Source organism: Pseudoxanthomonas helianthi (genome assembly GCF_017939625.1).
Taxonomy (GTDB): domain Bacteria; phylum Pseudomonadota; class Gammaproteobacteria; order Xanthomonadales; family Xanthomonadaceae; genus Pseudoxanthomonas_A; species Pseudoxanthomonas_A helianthi.
This window is the reverse complement of the sequence record NZ_JAGKTC010000001.1, coordinates 613859-635837: the sequence shown is the minus strand read 5'-3', so window position 1 is coordinate 635837 and position 21979 is coordinate 613859. Positions and strand designations below refer to the sequence as shown.

The window sequence follows — 21979 nt, the reverse complement described above, 5'->3', positions numbered from 1 at the left end:
GGGGCGACGGTGACCTATCGCGACTTCATTGCCGAAATGATTTCCCTGGCCCTTGCGAGATGATGGGCCACGGCTTCGCGCGTTTCCGCCAGATGCGTCTGCACGGCGGGAGTGGTCGCCTGCGGGATGAGTTTCGAGTCGAGGACGGACAGCGCCTCGGCATGGCCCTGGACCATCGCGTCCATGTAGGCGCGGGCATAGGTGGGGCCGGACATGGCCGCCAGCTTGGCGAGTCCGGCTTCGCCGGCCTTGCGTTGCTTGACGGCGTCTTTGCCGGTCTGGTTGGCGCCCAGGGCCGCGGTCTTCTGCTGGTTGTCGGTGTGCTGCTCGAGCATCATCCGGGCGAAGGCTTCGACATCGGCGGTGACGCCCTTGTCCAGCGCCTGCTGCGCGGCGGCGATCTCGTGTTCGTTGATCGCGTTGAGCACGCCCAGCGCGTCGCGTTCCTCTTCGGTCGCGACCGACTCGTTCGTGTCCACCGGATTGTTCGCCGCTGGCGAGGGCGCAGGATTGATCGTGGCGTCTGCGCTTGTGGCGGGTGGCGCCGGCATGTTCGGGTCGCGGCAGCCAGCCAGAATGGCGAATCCCAGGACAACCAGGCCTCGCGTGATTTCATTTCCCATCTGCATGCCCCTTCGGGGGAATCAGGCCTTCCTTATCCTTGTCGATCGAGGAAGAGAAGATGAAAAGGCGCATGTGACCTTCTCGAACAGGCGCGGGGCAGACGGCGTCGTTGCCGGTCCATTTCCATTGTTTTCACCGGCGGGCAACCCGAGGGAATTCATGCTTCGGGCACCAGAGAACGGAGACGGACGATGGCATCGCACTCTTCCAGGCAAACCACGGATCACGCGCGCATCCGCGAATGGGCGGAACAACGCGGCGGACGCCCCGCCAGCGTACGCGGCACTGAACAGGACGAGCATGTCGGCGTCCTGCGGATCAAGTTCAGCGAAGACGAGGATCTCGAAGAGATCGATTGGGATGAGTTCTTCCAGAAGTTCGATCAGGAACGACTGGCCTTCCTGTATCAGGACGAGACGCTCGACGGCGGGCAGAGCCGCTTCTTCAAATTCGTGGATCGTCAGTCCTAGAAACCTTCCGACCTCTCCGGACCGGGTCGTTCGCCGGTCGGCATCTTTTGCGCTGCCCTATCGACGCGCGGTGCCTTCGCGGTTGCCGCGTCGAATATGTTTCGGTCAATTGGTCGCGCTGCGCGCGTCTTCAACCCGAATAGGCGATGGTCGTCATCAAGGCGTTCGCCGCCTGCCGCGAATCCAGGCGCGTGTGCTGCACGACGATGGGAACATCCGATTCGATCGTGCTGGCGTACGGCGTGGCCCGGGGTACGGGTTCCGGATCGGTCAGCGCGTCGAAGCGCAGGTGCAGGGTACGGCGCGGCTCGACGCGTGCGCGATAGGGACCGGCAGGATCGCGGTCCTCGAAGTAGAGCGTGATCGCCAGATTCGCCGGCGCATCGCCGGCGTTCAGTACGCAGCACGTTTCATGGCTTTGCAACGCCGGGTCTTCTCCCGTGCTCCAGCCCGGCAGATATCCCTCGGCGATCGCCCAATGCCTGCTTCCGATCGAGTTGGCCATGCACCGGATTTAACACGCGGAATGCTCATCCCGCGTCACAAGGCTGCATCCATCGCCTTAACAGCGGCGGATTAAGCTGGGCCGGAAAGGAGTCATGAAATGGCCATCGTCGGCTTCCATGCATCCCACGAGCAATTCGCCCCGAGCGAATTGTTGGCGCTCGTGCAACAAGCCGAACGGGCCGGCTTCCAGGCGGTCACCTGCTCGGACCATTTCCATCCTTGGAGCCGCGAGCAGGGCCAGAGCGGCTATGCATGGAGCTGGCTCGGCGCGGCGATGGCGCTGACCCGGCTGCCGTTCGGCGTGGTCTCTTCGCCAGTGGGCCGTTATCACCCGGCCGTGGTCGCGCAAAAGGCCGCGACGCTGGCGGAGATGTTTCCGGGCCGGTTCTGGATGGCCGCCGGCAGCGGCGAAGCGCTCAACGAAGCGATCACCGGTGAGGCCTGGCCGACCAAGGAGGCGCGCAACCAGCGCCTGCTCGAAGCGGTAGAGGTGATGCGTTCGCTGTGGTCCGGGCGGCAGGTCGACCATGACGGTGCGTTCAAGGTGCGCCACGCGAAGCTCTACACCTTGCCGCCACGTCCATCGCCACTGGTGCTGGCGGCGCTGACGCCGGAGACCGCGCGCTGGGGCGCGGCGTGGGCGGACGGACTGATCACGGTCAGCATGCCGAAGGAGCGCCTGCGCGCCATCGCCGCGGCGTACCGCGACGCGGGCGGGCGGGGCGAGCTGCACCTGCAGGTCAAGTTGTCCTATGCGCGCGATGCGCGAACGGCATCGCGCGACGCGTGGACGCAATGGCGGACCAACGTGCTGCCGCCCGATGTCTCGGAAAACCTGGGCGTTCCCGAAGAATACGAGGCCGCGGCCGCCTCGGTCAGCGAAGCCGATGTGCGCCAAGCGGTGCACGTCTCCGACGATCCCGGCCAGCACGCCGCATGGTTGCGCGAGTACATCGCCCTGGGCTTCGAAAACCTGTACCTGCACAACGTCAATCGCGACCAGGGCGGTTTCATCGCCGACTTCGGCGACGCGGTGTTGTCCCGCCTGCGTTGACCGCCATGCCTGCGAATAGCCGCCCCTCGTCATGGCGCAGGCAATGGGTGCCGCTCGCGAAGCGGGCGTTCGTTTCCGGGTCGGTGGCCAGCGTGGTCTCCACGCTGGTGATTTCGCTGTGCGGACGCCGCCGATCGGGCAGCCTGAGCGCAGGAACCAACGCGACCAGCCACTGGCTGTGGGGCGATCGCGCCAGGCACCGGGCCCAGCCCTCGCTGCGCCACACCGCGGTGGGCTACGCGATCCACCACGCCAGTTCGGTGTTCTGGGCGGTGTTGCACGAACGGGCGGTCCGCAACAGGCACGACAGCCTGGCGATCGCATCGAGCGCCGGCGCGATCGCCGCCGTGGCCTATGTCGTGGACTATCACGTGGTGCCGCGCAGGCTCAATCCCGGCTTCGAAAGCCGGCTGTCGCCACCGGCGATGCTGGCGACGTATTCGGCCTTCGGTGCCGGACTGGGCCTGGGTGCGCTTATCGCCAGACGCGTCATCGGCGGACAGCGTCCGGGCGCGTCGCGCCGATAGCGATCAATCCGGGCCGCGGTCCTCGAGGGGCCATGCGCTGGGTTGCAGCGGCGCGTTGGCCGGTCCGTTGAGCACGGCGCCGGTCTGCGCATCGAAGCGCGATCCGTGGCAGGGACAATCCCAGGATTTTTCCTGTGGGCTCCAGCGCACCGCGCAGCCGAGGTGCGGGCATTGCGCGGAAAACGCCGCGAAGTCGCCATCGCCTTTCCGGTAAACCGCGATCCGGTGCATGCCGTGGCGGACGACCGCGCCTTCGCCGGGCGCCAGTTCTTCCGGCCTGGCGATATCGCCGGACTCGACCCAGTCGCGGTATTGCAGCGCGACGTTGGTGTTTTCGCGTATCCAGTCGCCGGAGGCCCGGAGCAGCTTGCGCTTCGGATCGTAGAGCGTGGCCCATGCGTTGTCGCGGCCGGCGATCAGGTCGGCGATCAGCAGTCCGCCGAGGGTGCCGTGGGTGATTCCGTTGCCGGAATCGCCGGTGATCACGTAAAGATTCTCTTCCCCGCCGGCATCGGCACCGATGAACGCCAGGCCGTCGGCCGGTTCGATGATCTGTCCCGACCAGGCATGGGTGAAGGAGTGCACGCCCGGCAGCTTTTCCCGGGCCCATTCCTGCAGGCGCACGAAGGCCTTCGGATCGTGGTCCTGTCCGGTCTTGTGATCCTCCCCGCCGACGATCACCCATTTGCCGTCGGCCGTGTCGAGGAGACGGATGTAGTGGTACGGATCGCCGTCGTCCCAGATCAGCGCGTCGGGCAGGGCGCCCTCGTCGACCGGTCCCGCCACCACGTAAGTGCGGTAGGCCGCCTGCTTCGTGTGGACGGCGAAGCGCTCGTGGAAAGGCACGTCGGTCGCGATAACCACCGCGGCGGCGGGCAGGCGCGTGCCCGCCGCCGACACCACGGTGGGCGAATCGCCGCCGGTGGCTTCGGCGATTTCGTCGAGGCAGAACTTCACCCCCGATGCCCGGCAGGTTTCGGCGAGAATGCGCAGATAGCGGCCCATGTCGATGCGCGCCTGGTTTTCGAAACGCAACGCCGGGCCGAGGTTCGGCAACTGCGGGATACCCGCTTCGAAGCTCACCTCCAGGCCTGCATCGCGCGCGGCGCCAAGCTCCTTCTCCAGGCGATCGGTCTTGCCGTCGTACGAAAACAGATAACCGGGCACGCGCCGGAAACCGCAATCGTCGTCCGCGGACATCGCCAGGCGCTCTATCCAGTCGATCGCGGCCGCATGGCTTTCCGCCGCACGCCGCGCGCCCTCGGCGCCATGCCAGTGCGCCAGATGATAGAAACGGTCATCCAGCGCCGAGGCCAGGTGCGCGGTGGTGCGCGAAGACTCGCCCTGGCCGATGCCTTCCCGATCCACCACGCAGACATCGCGACCGTCCTGGGCCAGCCGGCAAGCCGTGGTCAAACCCGCGACACCGGCGCCGACCACCACCACGTCCGCCGAGGGCGGCAGGCCGGGACGGAAGCCGTCGCTGATGCGGTCGAGGGTCCAGATCGGAAGCGTGCGAGCGCTGCTCATGTGAGGCCTCCTGTGCGGACGAACTTAAGCACCGCAGGGTCAATACAATGCGAAACATGTTGTCGAGGAGCGCCTTGTCGAGAATCGCCTTGTCGAGGACCGCCGCGAAACGGAAAAGGTTTTCACGGCGCAAGTCGGCGTTCAGGACGACGAGGTCCCACGCCAGCGCCGTATCGTCCGCTGGAAGAACTGGCTGTTCGGTATCTGCAGGGTGATGTCCTCGCCATCGGCGCGGGTTTCCTGCAGGGTCGTGTAGATGAAGTTGACGTCGATCACGCGGCCCTGCATGCCGGGCTTTTCGCCGTTCTCGATCAGTTCGATGTGGTCGTGCAGGCGGAACGGCCGGATCACCAGGATCAGCAAGGTGCAGAACACGTTCGACAACACGCTCCAGGCGGCGAAGAAGGCGATGGCGGCGACGGCGGTGAACCCGGTCAGCGCGGTCCACAACGACGCGCGCGACACGCCCATCCGCTCCAGGATCAGCAGCAAGGCGGCGGTATAGACCAGGAAGCCGGACACCCTGCGCGCGCCGACCGCCATTTCCGGGGACATTTCGTAGCGTTCGCAGATCCACTGGACGACCTTGCGCAGGAACGTGCGCAGCACCCAGGCCACGCCGAGGATCAGCAGGGCCTCGCCCAACGGCGCGATCACGGTGACCCAGTCGCGGATCCAGAAGGGCAACGATTCCAGCGAGGGCAGTCGCTGCAGGTCCGGATGACTATTCGCAGGTCCGGCAATGGACATGGCTTGCGGGTCGTGGCTGCGGCCGGGTTCGAGGGCTCATGCGGCCTTCCTGGGTGAACGTGGATATCCAGTTTCGGGTCATATCCGTAAGCTCGCGAGAAAAGCGGCGGATTCGGCCGGAGACGCCGATTTCACGAACGCGTTGCGCAAGAGCCGGTCCGCCCTGCGTCAGGCGCTCAACCAGGCGTAACCGTAGGCGCTGAGCCGCGCACTGGCCGGATCTGGAAAGTCGACATCGCTCGCCAGTTCAACCTGAAAATCGCCTGACCCGCCGGGCAGGGCGATCCGCTGCGCGTCGGCGGAAACGTTGACCAGGGCGAGCAGCCGGCTCCCGTTGTGCTCGAACAGCGCCGCGAATACCGCCCGGTTGCCGACATCGACGATCCGCGGAGCCTGCGACAGCGCTTCGCAGTGGCGACGGGCATGCAGCAGGCGGCGTATCCGCGACAGCAGGGAATCGTTCTGCTGCCTCTGTGCGCGCACGTTGAGCCGTTCGTAGCCATAACGACCGCCCGCGATCGGCTTGCGCCAGGGCGCCGGTCCGTCGGTGAAACCGGCATGCGTCCCCGCATGCCATTGCATCGGCGTGCGGCCGGATTCGCGCTCCGGAAATTCCAGTTCATCGCCCACGCCGATTTCGTCGCCGAAACGCAGCACGGGAATCTGGCCGAGCGAGAAGAGCAGGGCATGCGTCATCGAGATGCGCTGCGGGTCGCCGTCCAGCATCGGCGCGAGGCGGCGTCGGATGCCGCGATGGTAGAGCTGCATCCACGGTTCGGGCGCGAACGCGTCCATGACCTCCTTGCGTTCCTCGGGACTGAGCTGTTCCAGGTCGAGTTCGTCGTTGTTGCGCAGCCAGGCCACGCGCCGCGCGGCGGGCGCGTCCTCGCCGTACTCGGCCAGCGTTCGGGCGAGTTCGCTCGCGTCCTGCCGGGCCAGCACCAGGAACAGATGGTTGTTCAGGTGGAAGTCCAGCACGTGGGTCAGGCGCCTGCCGTCGTCGAGATAGGTGCCGTATTCGCCTGCCGCGATGTCGGCTTCCCCGATCAGCACGGGGTCGCTGCGCGCGCGCCGCGCCTCTGCATTCATTTCCCGCAACAGCCAGCGGCCGCCGTCTTCCGGGTCGGCCCGGGCGGCGCGCTCGACCATGTAGGGAATCGCATCGACGCGGAAGCCGGCGACGCCGCGGTCCAGCCAGTGGCGCATGATCCGCCGCGCCTCCTCGCGTACCTGCGGGGTGGCGAGTTCGAGATCGGGCTCATGGGCGTAGAACCGGTGCCGATAGTATTGCCCCGCGATCGCGTCCCAGCGCCACACGCCCGATTCGATGGGCGGAAAGATCGGCTTGGATCCGTCCGCCTCGGGTTGGTCGCGCCAGATGTAGTAGTCGCGATAGGGCGATTTCCTGTCGCGCTGGGCCGCCTGGAACCAGGGGTGGCGATCGGAGGTGTGCTGCATCACCAATTCGGTCACCACGCGCAATCCACGCCGCTCGGCGGCGCGCACCAGCCGATCGAAACTCGCCTCGTCGCCGAGGCGCGGATCGATGGCGCAATGATCGACGACGTCGTAGCCGCCATCCCGGTCGCCGGAACGATAGAACGGCAGCAGCCATATCACCGTTGCGCCGAGCCAGGCCAGGTAATCGAGTTTCTCGGTGATGCCGTCCAGCGTGCCCCAGCCATGCCCGTTCGCGTCGCGGAACAGGCGCGGATCGATCTGGTAGATGACCGTGTCGTGGGGGCGCATGGACGAACGAATGAGCGGTTCCGGTGGATTCATCGGAAAGATAGGTCGCGTTCGATGGAGAGGTCGTTAAACCCCAACATCCGCTTGACGCGCGTATCACAACGGGAAGCTCACCATTCCTGCGTCGGCGATTGCCGACGTAGCGGAGATGCGCAATGTCCCGCGGAGACAAATCCAGCTATTCGGACAAACAGAAACGCCAGGCGAAGCACATCGAGCACCGCCAGGAAGCGGCGGGCAAGAGCAAGGAAACCGCCGAACGGATCGCCTGGGCGACGGTCAACAAGCAGGACGGCGGCGGCAAGAAGTCCGGCCACGGCCATCGCGATCATCGCTAGCGGTTGCGCGACGTACGCAACGAGCGATCCGTATCGGAGGTGCGGCATGAGTTCCTCCCGAGGGTTGGCGGCGCTTGCGCTGGGATGGATGCTGCTGGCCGGCGAAGCCGGGGCGCAGCAGCAGACGGGGGCGAATCCGGTCCTGCCCGCGCCGGAGAAGAAGCATGTGTTTCCCATCGTCCACGTGGCGCCGGCCAAGGGCTGGACGGCCGGCGAAGCGCCGGTCGCGGCGCCTGGACTCAAGGTGCAGGCGTTCGCCCAGGACCTCGACCATCCGCGCTGGCTGTACGTGCTGCCGAACGGTGATGTGCTGGTGGCCGAAACCAACGCGCCGCCCAAGCCGGCGGAGAAAGGCCTGCGTGTGTGGGTCATGAAAAAAGTCATGGGCCGTGCAGGCGCGGCGGCGGACAGCGCGAACCGCATCACGTTGCTGCGCGATGCGGATGGCGATGGTATTGCCGAAACGCGCAGCGTTCTGCTCGAAGGGCTGCATTCGCCGTTCGGCATGGCGCTGGTCGGCGATCGCCTGTACGTGGCGAATGCCGATTCCGTGGTCAGCGTCGCATGGAAGCCGGGCATGGACTCGATCACGGAGCCGCCCCGCAAGCTGGCCGACCTGCCGGGCGGGCCGCGCAATCACCACTGGACCAAGAGCCTGCTCGCCAGCCGCGACGGCCGGCATCTGTACGTGGGCGTGGGTTCCAACAGCAATGCGGCCGAAAACGGAATGGACGAGGAAACCGAGCGGGCCAACATCCTCGAGATCGATGTCGCGACGGGTGCGCGGCGGATATTCGCCTCCGGCCTGCGCAATCCGGTCGGCCTGGCGTGGGAGCCGGCAACCGGCGAACTGTGGACGGTGGTGAACGAACGCGACGAACTCGGCGATGAGCTCGTTCCCGATTACCTGACTTCGGTGAAGCGCGGTGCGTTCTATGGCTGGCCCTACAGTTACTACGGCCAGCACATCGACCAACGCGTGCAGCCGCAGCGGCCCGAGCTGGTCGCGCGGGCGATTCCGCCGGACTATTCGCTCGGCTCGCACGTCGCTGCCCTGGGATTGGCCTTCGCGCAGGGAGCGCGCCTGCCCGGCTACGAACGGGGCGCCTTCATCGGCGAACACGGCTCCTGGAACCGGCGTGAGTTCAGCGGCTACAAGGTCGTGTTCGTATCGTTCGAAAACGGCAAACCGCAGGGATCGCCACGCGACGTGTTGACGGGGTTCCTCGATCAGCAAGGCCACGCACGCGGCCGTCCGGTCGGCGTAGCAGTCGCCGCCGACGGCGCATTGCTGGTAGCCGACGATGTGGGCAACCGGATCTGGCGCGTCTCCGCCGCGAATTAATGCCGACTGTGGCGAGGCGTGCCGTGTTCACGGGACTTTTCTCCCGCCGGTAACCGAACCGCGAATAGTTTTCCCGTGTCATCCCTCGCAGGAGATCGGTCATGCCCGAGAAAAAAACCGTCAAGCGCGCCAGGCAGGACAAGCGCGAGGGCAAGTCGGCCAGCACCCAGGCAGGGGAATTCGTGCACGAAGAGATGGAGCACATCCGCGAAGGCAAGCACGGTGCCCGCTCCGCCAAGCAGGCGATCGCGATCGGCCTGTCCAAGGCCCGCCGCGCAGGCGTCGATCTGCCGCCACCGGAAAAGGGCAAGAGCAGCGCCAAGACCCGGCAAAAGGCCAAGAAGGACCTGGAAGCGGGCAAGAAATCCGGGAAGTCGGCGAAGAAGGTCTCGCGGACCCGCTCGCATGCGACGAGCGAGGCGCTCGAACGGGAAGGTTCTTCCGCCGCATCGAAACGCGCCCTGGGGCGCCAGGCCAAATCCGCCGCGCGCAAGCGCAGCGCCGCGGATCGTTCGGCGGCGGCCAAGAAGGCAGCTCGCACCAAAGGCGCCAAGGGCCGCTCGGAAGCGGCCAAGAAGGCGGCGCGCACGCGCGCGAAACGTTCGGGCTGATCAGTGCTGGGCCGACGGCGGCCGGGCGTCCTCCGCCTCGTGCATCGAGAACCGGTAATTGATGCCTTCCACGCCCTGCATCGCGGCCACGCTGTCCACCAGCTCGTCCACCTCGCTCGTGGAGGCGCTGCCGGTCAGTTCGACATGCCCGTCGTTCACCTTCACTTCCACGGCGCCGGGGTGCTCGACGATGTGGCCGAGCCGGGCACGGATGCGCGCCTGCAGGGTGTCGTCGTCTATCGGCTGGTGGGAAAGACGCGATCGCGCCCTGGCCAGCACGCCCAGCATCCGGTTCGCCGCGCGCCGCGACCTGGCTTCGGCGAAATGCTTGGCCTTGCGGCCCACCGCCGAACCCTGATCGCGCGCCAGGGCGCGGCGACGCCGCCCGGCGACCGGATCCAGCCAGTACATGACGGCGGCGCCCGCGGCGAATCCCGCGATCAGCCTGAGTGCGGTTTTCATGAGGTGTCTCCTTCTCTGCCAACCGCGTCGATCGTGCCATCCGGCTTGCAAAGCCCCCGCGAAAAACAATGGCAATAACCTGGCGCGCGGCGATCAGGCGCGGGCAAGACGGAACTGCCTGGCAGGAGAAACACGAGTCCCGTGCCGCGGATCCCCCAAGCTGAATACGGCCGCCGGGCAATTTCTCATCCTGTCGACATGGCGCCCCCGAGTATGGAGCGGCCGCAAAGGCAACCACAGGAGAACGTCATGAACTTCAACAAGGCTCTGCTCGTCGTGGCACTCGGGCTCGCGCTTGCGGCCTGCAACAAGGGTCAACAGGCAGCGGATTCCGCGAACGAAGCCCAGCAATCGGCGGGCGAAGCGCAACAGGCGGCGAGCAATGCCGCCGCGACTGGCGACGCGGCCGCAGCCGATGCGGCGCAGACGGCAGCCGACGCAGCGGCGGCTTCGGCCGATGCCGCGAGTACGGCGGCCGGCAATGCGACCGCTGGCGACGCCACGCGCCGCGACGATATGGCCGATTCCGCCGAGCAGTCGGCAGATGCAGCGAAACAGGCTCAGGATGCTGCCGAAGAGGCCAACGCCGCGAGCGACGGAAAGACCAACAACGACGATGGCAAGAAGGATCCGAGCAAACCCTGATCCGTCGTTTGCATGAGGAGTTGTTCTTCCGCCCTTTCCGGGCGGATACAGGCGGCACCGCCCGGCATCTCGTCGTCCGGGCGGCTGTCGCCTGACTTGTTTCCGGGCTTGGCCGAGTTCGTCGCTGCCGCCTTCCGATACGGCGCCGGAATCAGCGCAACTTGGATCTCATCAGGCCGATCTCGGACTGCTGGGAAGCGACGATCTCGCGGCACAGGCGCTGCAGGTCCGGATCGGTCAGCCTGTTTTCCCGGCACATCAGCAACGCCCCGGCGTGGTGCGGGATCATCGAACGCAGGAACTGCTGGTCGGATATCGCGGCCTGCTTGCGGATGCCGCACCAGCACAGCAGCATGATGACGAGGCTCGCTGCAACCAGTGCCGCGTTGAGCGCCTTGCGCGGATACATCGAGCGCATCAGCGCCAGTTCGATGAGCACCATCGGCGCCGCCATCAGCCCGGCCATGTAGACCTGGTTGAGGTTGTGGTAGACGTTAGCAAGCGCATCGACCATCGCATACATCAATGCATACATGGCAATGAACGAGAGGGCGGCCATGATCGCGAGGCGGGCGTAGTGGCCTGTTCCCGCGGCGGATCCGTAGCGGCCATGGTCTTCATGGGATTTCATCCTCGCCTCCGTCCGTCGTGGTTTCCCGGCACTGTCTTCCGGTGCGCGTGGCGATCATGTGAGCCAGGCGCATCGGAACCGGTAACACCGGGGCTTTCATCACGGTCGGTCCACTCCGGATTAACGGTCCCGGACGAACACTCATGCCCCGACATCCAGAGCGGAGAACGTCATGGCCGATCCCGTGCAATATTCCGAATCCGATCCACGCCACCACACCGCGAAGATCAAGGGCATGCTCGATGCGCTGACCGAACACCTGCGCGAGGATGTCGGCAAGGTCTCCGACCCGAAGGCGCAAGCCCTGTTCGAAACCTCGGCCGAGGTGTTGACCGGATTGAAGACGGCCTACCAGCACTTCGAGCAGCGCAGCGAAGAAGCCTGGCGCCAGTAGGCGATCCGGCGCCTGCGTTCGCCTGCCCCGGCGCACGGGAGCACCGGCTTCAGCTCGGAGCGCGGCTCAACAACGCACTTGCCGTCGCTGCCATTCCGCCCGCACGCGCTCCTTGATGCTCTCCCAATCCCCATCTTCCTCTTCGCGACACTCCATCCAGATGCGCTCGGCGCATCTTTCGATGTCATTCCAGGGTTCGTCGCCGAAGGCTTTCTCGAGCGCAGCAATATAGGTGGAGAACACGAGTTCCCTCGTGCCCGGATCGCGATTGTTCATGTGGGCCAACCGGCAGGGACTGCACGGAGGCCCGAGGTCGACGGCGCTGTGAAATCGCCGTTGTGCACCTCCACTTAACACACTTGCCGTTACCGAAGCGTGACGTGTGGCAGGTCCCGCTTTTCCGGCGCGCGAACGGCTCATTTGATCGTGCTTGCGGGGCGTCGGACCACGCATGACTCAACGCTTTCCGCCGGAATTTACGCGGAATTTACGCTGCGGGCGCCTGCGCGGCATGGCGGCTTTACGTCTCCGACGCGGAAAATTTCTTCGTCGGCCGATCCGGCCGCGCGGACGAATTCCCCATGTCGTTTTCCCGATTCCGCCGCCTTTTCCGCACCCGGGAGATGGCGGCTCCCTTGGCCACGGCCATCGGCATCATCGTCGTGGCCCTGGCGGCTTCGCCTGCCGATGCCGCCGAACTAAGCGGCAATGCCGCTCTCACCAGCGATTACGTCTGGCGCGGCAGCACGCAGACGCACGGCGATCCGGCCGTGCAAGCAGGTGTCAAGGTGGTCGGCAATTCCGGTTTCTACGCATCGGCCTGGGGCTCGAACGTCGAGTTCGCTCCCGAAACCCATGCCAGCAGCGAACTGGATTTCACCATCGGTTGGGGCAAGCGCGTCGGCGATGGTTGGGCACTGGACCTCAATGTGTTGCATTACCGCTATCCGTCGACCACGGTCGATCTGGACTGGACCGAACTCAACGGCACGCTCGCGTACAAGGACCGTTACTGGCTGTCGGCGGGCTATTCGAACAAAGCGCTGGGTTATGACGGAAGCGGCGTGTACACGCAGCTCGGCGCCCGGTTCCCGGTCAACGATCGGTTCCGCTTCGAAGCCGTCGTCGCCCACTATTTCCTCGACGACGAAGTGGTCGCCGAAGACGGCTACTCGCATGGCCAGCTGAGCGCGATCTGGGCGTTCAAAGCCCCGTTCGAGGCACGCCTGACTGCGCACGCGACGGACGCGGACGCGAAACGCATCTTCGGCGAAGACTTCGCCGGTTCGCGCATCGAAGCGGCGCTGCAGGCGTCGTTCTGAGGCGAACGATGGCCGCCGACTTCCTCTGCATGTCGCTGACCCTGGCGGGTGTGCTCGCCGGCGCCCGCGCCATGTTCGCCGCGATCACGCGCAAACCACGCAGGACGATGGGGAAAAACCATGACTGAATTCTTTTTCGTATTCGCGCTCGCCATCGCGCTGGGTTGGCCGCTGGGCCGTTACCTGGCCGCGGTGATGCGCGGCGCGCCGATGCGCGGCGACCGCCTGTTCGGCTGGATCGAACGTCCGCTGTACCGGCTGCTCGGCGTCGACCCGGCGCAGGACATGGGCTGGAAGCGCTATGCCGGCGCCTTCCTGCTCAGCAACCTGGTGCTCGGCGCGCTGGCCTGGCTCGTGTTCATGACCCAGGCCTGGTTGCCGCTGAACCCGAACGGCGCGCCGAACATGCGCTGGGACCTGGCGTTGCACACGATGGTCTCGTTCCTGACCAACACCAACCAGCAGCACTACTCGGGACAGGCGCAGCTGTCTTACCTGGCGCAGATGACCGCCATCGTCGGTTTGCAGGTGATCACGCCGATGATGGGCCTCGCGCTGGTTGCGGCGACGCTGCGCGGGCTGTTCGGCGGGCGAGCGAACGCGCTTGCAGGCGATGCCCTATCGGCATCGCCTGCGTTCGCGAGCGCCCGGCCAGGGATGGCCGGGCCGGACGATCCGCAAGCCGCGATGTCGCGCCATGGACGGCAGCCACAGGAGCAATTCGGAACGACGGATCGCGAAGCCGACGTCGGCAACTATTGGGCCGACGTGATCCGCCCCGCCGTGCGCGTGTTCCTGCCGCTGGGCTTGCTGCTGTCGCTGTCGCTGACCTGGCAGGGCGTGCCTTCCACGCTCGACGGCGGCCCGGTGGCCACGCCGATCGACGCGGCGGTGGAAATGAAGCAACAGAAGATTCCGCTGGGCCCGGTCGCGCCGATGGTGGCGGTCAAGCAGCTCGGTACCAACGGCGGCGGCTGGTACGGCCCCAATAGCGCCGTGCCGCTGGAGAACCCGACCCCGCTGGCGAACGTGCTGGAGACCTTGGCGATCATCCTGCTGCCGGTGTCGGTCGCCTTCATGGTCGGTGCGTTCACCGGCAGGAAGAAGTTCACCGCATTGGTGTTCGGCAGCATGCTGGCGATGTCGTTGGCGTCCACCGCACTGGCGCTGTGGGCCGAAGGTCATTCCGCGGCTGCGTCGGACATCGCATTGATGGAAGGCAAGGAAGTGCGCTTCGGTGCCGATGCCTCCGCGCTGTGGGCGGCCGTGACCACGCAGACCAGCAACGGTTCGGTCGACGCGATGCACGATTCGCTGGCGCCGCTGACCGGCCTGGTGGCGATCAGCGACATGCTGGTCAACGCGATCTGGGGCGGCATCGGTTGCGGCCTGCAGCAGTTCCTCGTCTATCTGCTGCTGAGCGTGTTCCTCGCCGGCCTGATGACCGGTCGCACGCCGGAGTTGTTCGGACGCAAGATCGAAGCGCCTGAAGTGAAGCTGCTCGCCGTGCTGGTGCTGCTGCAACCGCTGGTGTTGCTGGGCTTCACCGCGATCACCCTGGCGGTTCCGTCGATCACCGGCAATTCCAACCCCGCTTTCCATGGCATCAGCCAGGTGTTCTACGAGTACGCCTCGGCTTTCGCCAACAACGGTTCCGGTTTCGAAGGGCTGGGCGATGCGACCTACTGGTGGAACCTGAGTTGCGCCGCGGTGCTGGCGCTGGGCCGCTATCCGGCGCTGATCCTGCCGCTGGCCATCGCCGCGATGCTCGCGCGCAAGCGCGTCGCGCCCGAAGGCGCCGGCACCTTGCACGTGGAAACCCCGACCTTCGCCCTGACCCTGATCGCGGTAGTCGTGATCCTGACCCTGTTGCAGTTCATGCCCGCGCTGGTGCTGGGGCCGGTCGCCGACCACCTCGCGCTGACCGCGAACTGAGGAATTCCCCATGACCGATGCTTCCCTCTCCACCGCTTCGCGCGGCCACCGGCCCGCATTGCTCGACGCCGCGGGATTCCGGGCCGCCGTGGTCGCCTCTTTTTCCAAGCTGTCCCCGCAGCACGCCCTGCGCAATCCGGTGATGGCCGTGGTCTGGCTGGGCACCGTGCTGTGCGCGGGACTGACCCTGGCCGGCAAGGCACCGCCCGCGCTGGGCTGGGCGGTGACCGCGCTGTTGTTCGTCACCGTATTGTTCGCCAACTTCGCCGAAGCGGTCGCCGAAGCGCGCGGCCGCGGACAGGCCGCGTCGCTGCGCCGCGCACGCAAGGACCTGGTCGCGCGGCGCGTCGACACGGTGTTGCAGGGCGCCAGCGAAGCGACGCTTCCGGCCGCCGAGCTGAAGCCCGGCGACCTGGTCGTGGTGTCCGCCGGCGAACTGGTGCCGGCCGACGGCGAGATCGTGCGCGGCCTGGCCACGATCAACGAATCCGCGGTGACCGGCGAATCCGCGCCGGTGCTGCGCGAAGCCGGCACCGACCGCTCCGGCGTGATCGGCGGCACCAAGGTGCTGTCCGACGAAATCGTCGTGCGGGTCACCGCGCAACCGGGCAACAGCTTCCTCGACCGCATGATCGCCCTGGTCGAAGGCGCCAACCGGCAGAAGACCCCGAACGAAATCGCGCTGGGCCTGCTGCTGGCGACGATGACCCTGACCTTCCTGATCGCGGTGGTGACGTTGCCGTTCATCGCCGGCTTCGTCGGCGCGAAACTCGATCCGTTGTTGCTGGTCGCGTTGCTGGTGTGCCTGATCCCGACCACCATCGGCGGACTGTTGCCGGCCATCGGCATCGCCGGCATGAACCGCGCGTTGTCGTCGAACGTGCTGGCCAAGTCCGGCAAGGCGGTGGAAGTGGCTGGCGACGTCGACGTGCTGCTGCTGGACAAGACCGGCACCATCACCCACGGCGACCGCCAGGCCACTGCGTTCCATCCGCTGGCCGGCATCGACCTGGCGCGCCTGCGCGAAGCGGCGCTGCTCGCCTCGCTGGCCGACCCGACCCCGGAAGGCAAGTCCATCGTCAAGCTCGCGCGCCGGCCCGGCGAACCGGTCGAGGAACCCCCCGACGCGCATTTCGTCGCCTTCAGCGCGCAGACCCGCATGTCCGGCGTCGATCTCGCCGACGGGCGCGGCATCCGCAAGGGCGCGATGGACGCGATCGTGCGCCACGTGGCCGCATTGGGCGGCGAAATGCCGGCGGAATTGAACGGGCGCGTCGAGCAGGTCGCGCGCGGCGGTGCCACGCCGCTGGTGGTCGCCGACGGCCGCCACGTGCTGGGCGTGGTCGAACTGTCCGACGTGGTCAAGCACGGCATCAAGGAGAAGTTCGCCCAGTTGCGCGCGATGGGCATCAAGACGGTGATGATCACCGGCGACAATCCGTTGACCGCAGCGGCCATCGCCGCGGAGGCCGGCGTCGACGACTACATCGCCGAGGCCCGACCCGAAGACAAGCTGGCGCGCATCCGCAGCGAACAGGCCGGCGGTCGCCTGGTCGCGATGGTCGGCGATGGTACCAACGACGCCCCCGCGCTGGCCCAGGCCGACGTCGGTCTGGCGATGAACTCGGGCACGCAGGCGGCGAAGGAGGCCGGCAACATGGTGGACCTCGACAGCGATCCGGCGAAATTGCTGGCGGTGGTCGAAGTCGGCAAGCAGCAGCTGATCACTCGCGGCGCGCTGACCACGTTCTCGCTGGCCAACGATGTGTCGAAGTACTTCGCGATCCTGCCAGCGATGTTCGCCGGTGCGATTCCCTCGATGGCCGCGCTGAACGTGATGCACCTGTCCAGCCCGACCAACGCCGTGCTGGCGGCGCTGGTGTTCAACGCGATCATCATTCCGCTGCTGATCCCGCTGGCCTTGCGCGGCGTGCGCTTCCACCCGGCCGGTGCCACCGCGCTGCTGCGCCGGAACATGCTGGTCTACGGCGTCGGCGGCGTGCTGTTGCCGTTCCCGGCGATCAAGCTGATCGACCTGCTGCTGGCCGCCACGATCGGCACCTGAGGAGACCCAATGAATACCGAAACTTCCACCGCCGCTTCGCATGATCGCTCGTTGCTGCGCGCTTCCATCGGCCTGTCGCTGGCGACGCTGCTGCTGTTCGGGCTGGGTTATTCGCTGCTCGCCGCGGGCCTCGGTCGCGCCCTGTTCCCGCACGAGGCGACCGGCAGTCTGGTCGAACGCGGTGGCAAGATCGTCGGCTCGGCGCTGGTCGCGCAACCGTTCGCCGATGCACGCTATTTCCAGCCGCGCCCGTCGGCGTCGAACTACGACCTGATGGCGTTGGCCGGCAGCAACCAGGCGCGGACCAACCCCGACCTGCGCAAGCGCATCGACGAAGCGCGCGCAAGCGTCGCCGCGCGCGAAGGCGTCGATCCAGCCGACGTTCCCGGCGATCTGGTCACCCAATCCGGTGGTGGCATCGATCCGCAGATCAGTCCGCAAGCCGCGCGCATCCAGATCGCGCGGGTGGCGCGTGCGCGCGGCCTCGATGCAGCCGTGGTGCGAACGCTGGTCGCGAAGCAGACCGAAGGTCCGCAATTGGGCCTGTTCGGTCAGCCGCGCGTCAATGTGCTCGCGCTGAACCTGGCGCTGGATGCGCTCGATGCCGGCCGCGGCGCACAATGAGCGCATGAGCGAGGATCGCGAAGCGAAAGCCGATGCGCTGGCCGGCGAGTTGCGCCGGCAGGGCGCCGGACGGCTCACCGTCTATCTGGGCGCGGCGCCGGGCGTCGGCAAGACCTACGCGATGCTGGCGCGCGCGCGCGAACTGCGCCGGCAGAGCGTCGATGTCGTGGTCGGCATCGTCGAGACGCACGGGCGCGGGGAAACCGCGGCCCTGCTGGAAGGCCTGGAGGTCCTGCCGAGGCAGCGCATCGCGTACCAGGGGCATGCCCTCGAGGAACTGGACATCGACGCGGTGCTGGCGCGTCGTCCGCGCGTCGTCCTGGTCGACGAGCTGGCGCATCGCAACGTGCCCGGCAGCCGCCATGAGCGGCGCTGGCAGGACGTGGTGGAACTGCTCGATGCCGGCATCGACGTGCATACCACCATCAACATCCAGCACCTGGAAAGCCTCAACGATGTCGTCCATCGCATCACCGGCGTGCGCGTCGGCGAGACGGTGCCGGATGCGGTGTTCGACCGCATGCGCGACATCCGCCTGGTCGATCTGCCGCCGCGCGAGCTGATCGAACGCCTGAACCAGGGCAAGGTCTATCTGCCCGAGCAGGCCGAGCGCGCGCTGCAGGCGTTCTTTTCGCCGTCCAACCTGGCCGCGCTGCGTGAGCTGGCGATGCAGGCCGCGGCCGACCGCGTCGACGAGGATTTCCGCGAATCGCAGGCCGCGCGCGGCCTGCCGGGGATCGCCTTGCGCCGGCACGTGCTGGTCGCGATCGATGGACGCGGCGCGTCCGAGTACCTGGTCCGGGTCGGCCGGCGCATCGCCGAACGCCGCGACGCGCCATGGACCGTGGTCACCGTGCAGGGAGGCGCGCTCGATACGCAACGCCAGGCCGAGATCGACCAGGCTTTCGCGCTCACGCGCCGCCTGGGCGGGGAAACGGCGGTGCTGCACGGGGCGAATATCGTCGATGCATTGCTCGATCACGCCGGCCGCATCGGCGCCTCTGGCATCGTGCTGGGCCGCACCCGCGAGCGGCCGTTCGCGCGCATGTTCAACCGCACCCTGACCCAGCAGCTGCTGCAGCGCGGCGCGCATTACGAACTGACCATCGTCAGTCCGCCGGAAGCGCGGGCCCGCGCGCGTCGCACGTTGCGTCGCACCGGCCTGGGCCTGGGTTTCGCCGATCTGGTGCTGCCGGTCGCAACCGCCGCCATCGCCACCGCGGTGGGCTGGCTGCTGCAGCGCTTCGCCGGGCTGGAAGATCTGTCGATGGTGTTCATCGTCGCCGTGGTACTGGTCGCCGCGCGCACGCGCATGGCCGCGGCGGTGGTCGCGGCGACGCTGTGTTTCCTCGCCTACAACTTCTTCTTCATCGAGCCGCGCTTCACCCTGCTGATCGGTGCGCGCCAGGGCGTGGCCACCGTGTTCCTGTTCCTGGTTGCGGCACTGGTCGCCGGTCGGCTGGCTTCGCGCCTGCGCGCGCAGGTGATCGCGCTGCGCGCGGCCAACGCGCACGCCACCGCGTTGCAGGCGTTGGGCCGGCAACTCGCCGGTGCGGCCGATGTCGGCCAGGTGGTCGAAGCGGGACGCCTCGCGTTGCAGCGCTATGCCGGCGGCGATGCGCTGCTGCAGCTCGGCGACGATCCGTTGCCGCGCGATGGCGCGTTCGCGGTCGGCGACCGGGATCGCGCTGCCGCCGACTGGGCGCGCAAGCATGGCCAGCCCGCCGGGCGTTTCACCGACACGCTGGCGAACGCCGACTGGTGGTTCCTGCCGCTGCTGGCCGACGGCAAACCGCTCGGCGTGATCGGCCTGCGCCTGCCCGCCGACGCACAACGATTGGGCGCGGAACAACGGCGCCTGGTCGAAGCGATGGCGCTGGACATCGGCGAAGCGGTGGTGCGCACGCGCCTGGTCGCCGACCTGGAGCAGGCGCGCGTCGGCAACGAAACCGAGCGCCTGCGTTCGGCGCTGCTCTCGTCGGTCTCCCACGACCTGCGCTCGCCGCTGGCCGCCATGGTCGGCTCGGCCGGCAGCCTGGCCAACTACAGCGATGCGATGAGCGCCGAGGACCGCAAGAGCCTGCTCGACACCATCCTGCTGGAAGGCGACCGCCTCGATCGCTACATCCAGAACCTGCTCGACATGACCCGGCTCGGGCACACTGGGCTGAGCCTCAATCGGGACTGGATCGGCGTCGACGAATTGATCGGTTCGGCGACCGGTCGCCTGCGCCGTTACCAGCCGGATGTCGTGCTGCGTGTGGAACTCGCGCCGGACCTGCCGCCGATCTGGGTGCATCCGGCGCTGGTCGAGCAGGCCCTGTTCAACGTACTGGAGAACGCGGCGAAGTTCTCGCCGCCCGGCAAGGCGATCGAAGTCGCGGCGCGGCTGGCGGAGGGCGGCTTGCAGGTCGATGTGCGCGACCACGGTCCGGGCATCCCCGAGGAAGAACGCAAGCGCATCTTCGACATGTTCTACAGCGTGGAGCGCGGCGATCGCGGGCGCCACGGTACCGGCCTCGGGCTGACCATTGCGCAAGGCATGGTCGGTGCGCATGGCGGCAGCGTCGAAGCCTTGCCGGCGCCGGACGGGCAGGGCACGCTGGTACGCATTACCCTGCCGCTGATGACGCCATTGCCGAAGGAACCGGATGCCGACTGAAGCCACGACCACGCCGGCACGCGTGCTGGTGATCGACGACGAACCGCAGATCCGGCGGTTCCTCGACATCAGCCTGCGTGCGCAGGGATACGAAGTGGCCCTGGCCGCAACCGGCAGGGAGGGACTCGAATCGGCGGCGGCGCAAGGTGCCGATCTGGTCGTGCTCGATATCGGCCTGCCGGACATTGATGGCCATGAAGTGCTGCGTGAGCTCCGCCAGTGGACGCCGGTTCCGGTGATCATGCTGACCGTGCGCGCGGGCGAGGCCGAGAAGGTCGCCGCGCTCGATGCCGGCGCCAACGATTACGTGACCAAACCGTTCGGCACCCAGGAACTGATGGCGCGCATCCGCGCATTGCTGCGCCAGCATGCAGGTGCCAAGGAAGAGAACGTCGTCTTCGACGATGGTCGCCTGCACATCGACCTGGCCCGCCGCGAAGTGCGGCTGGACGGCGAACTGCTGGCCCTGGGCCGCAAGGAATACGCGCTGCTCGCGCTGCTGCTGAAGAACGCCGGTCGCGTGGTGACCCAGCCGCAGATCCTGCGCGAGGTCTGGGGTTCGACCCACGTCGACGACACCCATTACGTGCGCATCCTGGTCGGCAAGTTGCGGCAGAAGCTCGGCGAGAGCGCGGTATCGCCGCGCTACATCGCGACCGAGCCCGGCGTGGGGCTCAGGTTCATCGAGTCGAAGTAGCGGCGGCCTGCTCGCCGCGCCCCCGCAAGGAAGCTTCGGCTGCATGCAGGTAGGTGGTGAATCCGTCGTTCGCGGGGGGAAGGGAATTCAGCAGCATGAGGGCGCTGACCTGGCCCCGATGCCCCGCGCCGTGGACGATCAGGTGCATCAGCATTTCCTCGCGCGACATGCGGCCCGGCGCGTCGTCGGTGAAGATGAAGTCGATGCGTTCGGCCATTTGGTCTGCATCCAGTGTCGATACGTATTCGACGTAATCGCGGTCGGATCTCCGGATGTCCGCGGACAGGTCGGTCAGCATCGGCAGCTGGCTCGCGTTGGCGGATGCGTAGGAATGGTTGCCTCGCCGCAGGTGGGCGGCGAAGATCCGGTCGACGATGTAGGTGTGGCTCAGTGCCTTCACGGCGAGCTGCGTGATCTGGCTTTCTTCGCCGAGCCTGGCCAGGGACGTCAACAGCGCATCGTTCGCCCAGGCCTTGTATTGGAACAATCGTTTCAGCGTCGCCTGCATTGCAGTACTCCGGTGGTGGTTTCGCGGCCGAGGGCTAGAAACCCAGGCGGGGCTTCACGATCATCAGCAAGACGACCAGGCCAAACAGCCCCATCATCGCGGCGCGTCCAAGCAGGGCACGGGTGTCGCGGACAAGAACCCTGACGTCGTCGCTGGACGCGGTTCCTTCCAACAGCGGCCGGGAACGTGCCCGCCATGGACTGACGAAGCGGCGCTCCACCACGATCAGCAGTGCGACCAGGACCAGCGAGGCGACCAGCCACGCGGTCAAGGGCCAGCCCCCGGCAAAGAACAGCGCGATGCCGGCCAGCACGCCAACGGGGACCACGATCCCGGCGTATCGGCCCAGATGGAGCGCCGCACGCGCAGGCGTGGCCTGGCCACGGCGGGCGACGATGAGCAACAGTTCGCTGGCCACGAGGAGGAGCAGGGCGAGGCACATGCCATAACCATGGACGCCCAGCAGGATGGGATAAAGCATGAGGCCGATCTCCGTACTTTCAGGATGACTTGTCCGCATCGCCAGTGG

22 protein-coding genes and 3 pseudogenes are annotated in these 21979 nt (G+C 67.0%); 15 read left to right on the top strand and 10 right to left on the bottom strand.

The window, feature by feature from the left end:
* Positions 1-14: 14 nt before the first annotated feature.
* A complete protein-coding gene (locus J5837_RS03010) occupies positions 15-479 on the bottom strand; it encodes a DUF4142 domain-containing protein (RefSeq protein WP_210535235.1) in 465 nt (154 codons plus the stop codon).
* 336 nt (positions 480-815) lie between these two features.
* Between J5837_RS03010 and J5837_RS03005 the strand changes: the two genes are divergently transcribed.
* On the top strand, positions 816-1094 hold the full coding sequence (locus J5837_RS03005) for a hypothetical protein (RefSeq protein WP_210535234.1): 279 nt from the start codon (positions 816-818) through the stop codon (positions 1092-1094).
* Positions 1095-1224: 130 nt separating this feature from the next.
* On the opposite strand, the gene J5837_RS03000 is transcribed toward J5837_RS03005, so the two are convergent.
* Positions 1225-1599, bottom strand: a complete 375-nt coding sequence (locus J5837_RS03000; protein ID WP_210535233.1) for a sensory rhodopsin transducer — start codon at positions 1597-1599, stop codon at positions 1225-1227.
* A gap of 99 nt (positions 1600-1698) precedes the next feature.
* Here J5837_RS03000 and J5837_RS02995 point away from each other — a divergent pair, with 99 nt between their 5' ends.
* Together J5837_RS02995 and J5837_RS02990 are read left to right on the top strand one after the other, a co-directional pair.
* Positions 1699-2655 carry a TIGR03885 family FMN-dependent LLM class oxidoreductase gene (locus J5837_RS02995; protein ID WP_210535232.1) on the top strand — a complete coding sequence of 319 codons (957 nt, stop codon included), beginning with the start codon at positions 1699-1701 and terminating at the stop codon, positions 2653-2655.
* A 5-nt stretch (positions 2656-2660) separates the two neighbouring features.
* Positions 2661-3182 (top strand): hypothetical protein, encoded by a 522-nt coding sequence (locus J5837_RS02990; RefSeq protein ID WP_210535231.1) that lies wholly within the window; start codon positions 2661-2663, stop codon positions 3180-3182.
* A gap of 3 nt (positions 3183-3185) precedes the next feature.
* Here J5837_RS02990 and J5837_RS02985 read toward each other — a convergent pair whose 3' ends face one another.
* The 3 genes from J5837_RS02985 to J5837_RS02975 form a co-directional block, all read right to left on the bottom strand.
* The gene (locus J5837_RS02985) at positions 3186-4712 is read right to left on the bottom strand and encodes an FAD-dependent oxidoreductase (protein ID WP_210535230.1); all 1527 of its coding nucleotides are present in this window, start codon (positions 4710-4712) and stop codon (positions 3186-3188) included.
* A 141-nt stretch (positions 4713-4853) separates the two neighbouring features.
* On the bottom strand, positions 4854-5462 hold the full coding sequence (locus J5837_RS02980; protein ID WP_210535229.1) for a mechanosensitive ion channel family protein: 609 nt from the start codon (positions 5460-5462) through the stop codon (positions 4854-4856).
* Between the two features lie 168 nt (positions 5463-5630).
* A complete protein-coding gene (locus J5837_RS02975) occupies positions 5631-7211 on the bottom strand; it encodes an alpha-amylase family protein (protein WP_244755542.1) in 1581 nt (526 codons plus the stop codon).
* 155 nt (positions 7212-7366) lie between these two features.
* Between J5837_RS02975 and J5837_RS02970 the strand changes: the two are divergent.
* The 3 genes and pseudogenes from J5837_RS02970 to J5837_RS02960 form a co-directional block, all read left to right on the top strand.
* A pseudogene (locus tag J5837_RS02970) lies at positions 7367-7537 on the top strand (HupB); the annotation flags it as partial.
* Positions 7538-7637: 100 nt separating this feature from the next.
* Entirely contained in the window at positions 7638-8894 is a 1257-nt protein-coding gene (locus J5837_RS02965; protein ID WP_244755781.1) for a PQQ-dependent sugar dehydrogenase, read from the top strand.
* Positions 8895-8995: 101 nt separating this feature from the next.
* Positions 8996-9505, top strand: coding sequence for a DUF6496 domain-containing protein (locus tag J5837_RS02960; RefSeq protein WP_210535225.1), 510 nt, complete (start codon positions 8996-8998; stop codon positions 9503-9505).
* Here the strand turns inward: J5837_RS02960 and J5837_RS02955 are convergent, their stop codons facing one another.
* Positions 9506-9967: a BON domain-containing protein gene (locus J5837_RS02955; protein ID WP_210535224.1), complete on the bottom strand. Its 462-nt coding sequence runs from the start codon at positions 9965-9967 to the stop codon at positions 9506-9508.
* A gap of 249 nt (positions 9968-10216) precedes the next feature.
* Here J5837_RS02955 and J5837_RS02950 point away from each other — a divergent pair, with 249 nt between their 5' ends.
* Positions 10217-10612 carry a hypothetical protein gene (locus J5837_RS02950; protein ID WP_210535223.1) on the top strand — a complete coding sequence of 132 codons (396 nt, stop codon included), beginning with the start codon at positions 10217-10219 and terminating at the stop codon, positions 10610-10612.
* Positions 10613-10763: 151 nt separating this feature from the next.
* On the opposite strand, the gene J5837_RS02945 is transcribed toward J5837_RS02950, so the two are convergent.
* Entirely contained in the window at positions 10764-11243 is a 480-nt protein-coding gene (locus J5837_RS02945) for a DUF305 domain-containing protein (protein WP_210535222.1), read from the bottom strand.
* A 172-nt stretch (positions 11244-11415) separates the two neighbouring features.
* Here J5837_RS02945 and J5837_RS02940 point away from each other — a divergent pair, with 172 nt between their 5' ends.
* Positions 11416-11637 carry a hypothetical protein gene (locus J5837_RS02940; protein WP_210535221.1) on the top strand — a complete coding sequence of 74 codons (222 nt, stop codon included), beginning with the start codon at positions 11416-11418 and terminating at the stop codon, positions 11635-11637.
* A 66-nt stretch (positions 11638-11703) separates the two neighbouring features.
* On the opposite strand, the gene J5837_RS02935 is transcribed toward J5837_RS02940, so the two are convergent.
* Positions 11704-11913, bottom strand: coding sequence for a hypothetical protein (locus J5837_RS02935; protein ID WP_210535220.1), 210 nt, complete (start codon positions 11911-11913; stop codon positions 11704-11706).
* A gap of 347 nt (positions 11914-12260) precedes the next feature.
* Here J5837_RS02935 and J5837_RS02930 point away from each other — a divergent pair, with 347 nt between their 5' ends.
* The 7 genes and pseudogenes from J5837_RS02930 to J5837_RS02905 all read left to right on the top strand — a co-directional run bounded on the left by J5837_RS02930 (position 12261) and on the right by J5837_RS02905 (position 20942).
* Positions 12261-12959, top strand: a complete 699-nt coding sequence (locus J5837_RS02930; protein WP_210535219.1) for a TorF family putative porin — start codon at positions 12261-12263, stop codon at positions 12957-12959.
* 120 nt (positions 12960-13079) lie between these two features.
* Positions 13080-14894, top strand: a complete 1815-nt coding sequence (kdpA, locus tag J5837_RS02925; protein WP_210535218.1) for a potassium-transporting ATPase subunit KdpA — start codon at positions 13080-13082, stop codon at positions 14892-14894.
* Positions 14895-14904: 10 nt separating this feature from the next.
* Positions 14905-16959, top strand: a complete 2055-nt coding sequence (kdpB, locus tag J5837_RS02920; protein ID WP_210535217.1) for a potassium-transporting ATPase subunit KdpB — start codon at positions 14905-14907, stop codon at positions 16957-16959.
* Positions 16960-16968: 9 nt separating this feature from the next.
* Positions 16969-17583, top strand: coding sequence for a potassium-transporting ATPase subunit KdpC (gene kdpC / locus J5837_RS02915; protein ID WP_210535216.1), 615 nt, complete (start codon positions 16969-16971; stop codon positions 17581-17583).
* A pseudogene (locus tag J5837_RS16605) lies at positions 17552-18604 on the top strand (histidine kinase); the annotation flags it as partial. The gene kdpC and the pseudogene J5837_RS16605, both read left to right, overlap by 32 nt.
* A 219-nt stretch (positions 18605-18823) precedes the next feature.
* A pseudogene (locus J5837_RS16600) lies at positions 18824-20245 on the top strand (sensor histidine kinase); the annotation flags it as partial.
* Positions 20235-20942, top strand: coding sequence for a response regulator (locus J5837_RS02905; RefSeq protein ID WP_210535214.1), 708 nt, complete (start codon positions 20235-20237; stop codon positions 20940-20942). The pseudogene J5837_RS16600 and the gene J5837_RS02905, both read left to right, overlap by 11 nt.
* Here the strand turns inward: J5837_RS02905 and J5837_RS02900 are convergent.
* Both J5837_RS02900 and J5837_RS02895 read right to left on the bottom strand, forming a co-directional pair.
* Positions 20926-21450, bottom strand: coding sequence for a DinB family protein (locus J5837_RS02900; RefSeq protein ID WP_210535213.1), 525 nt, complete (start codon positions 21448-21450; stop codon positions 20926-20928). The two genes, J5837_RS02905 and J5837_RS02900, sit on opposite strands and share 17 nt — an antisense overlap.
* 34 nt (positions 21451-21484) lie before the next feature.
* Positions 21485-21931: a hypothetical protein gene (locus tag J5837_RS02895; RefSeq protein ID WP_210535212.1), complete on the bottom strand. Its 447-nt coding sequence runs from the start codon at positions 21929-21931 to the stop codon at positions 21485-21487.
* Between the last annotated feature and the right edge of the window lie 48 nt (positions 21932-21979).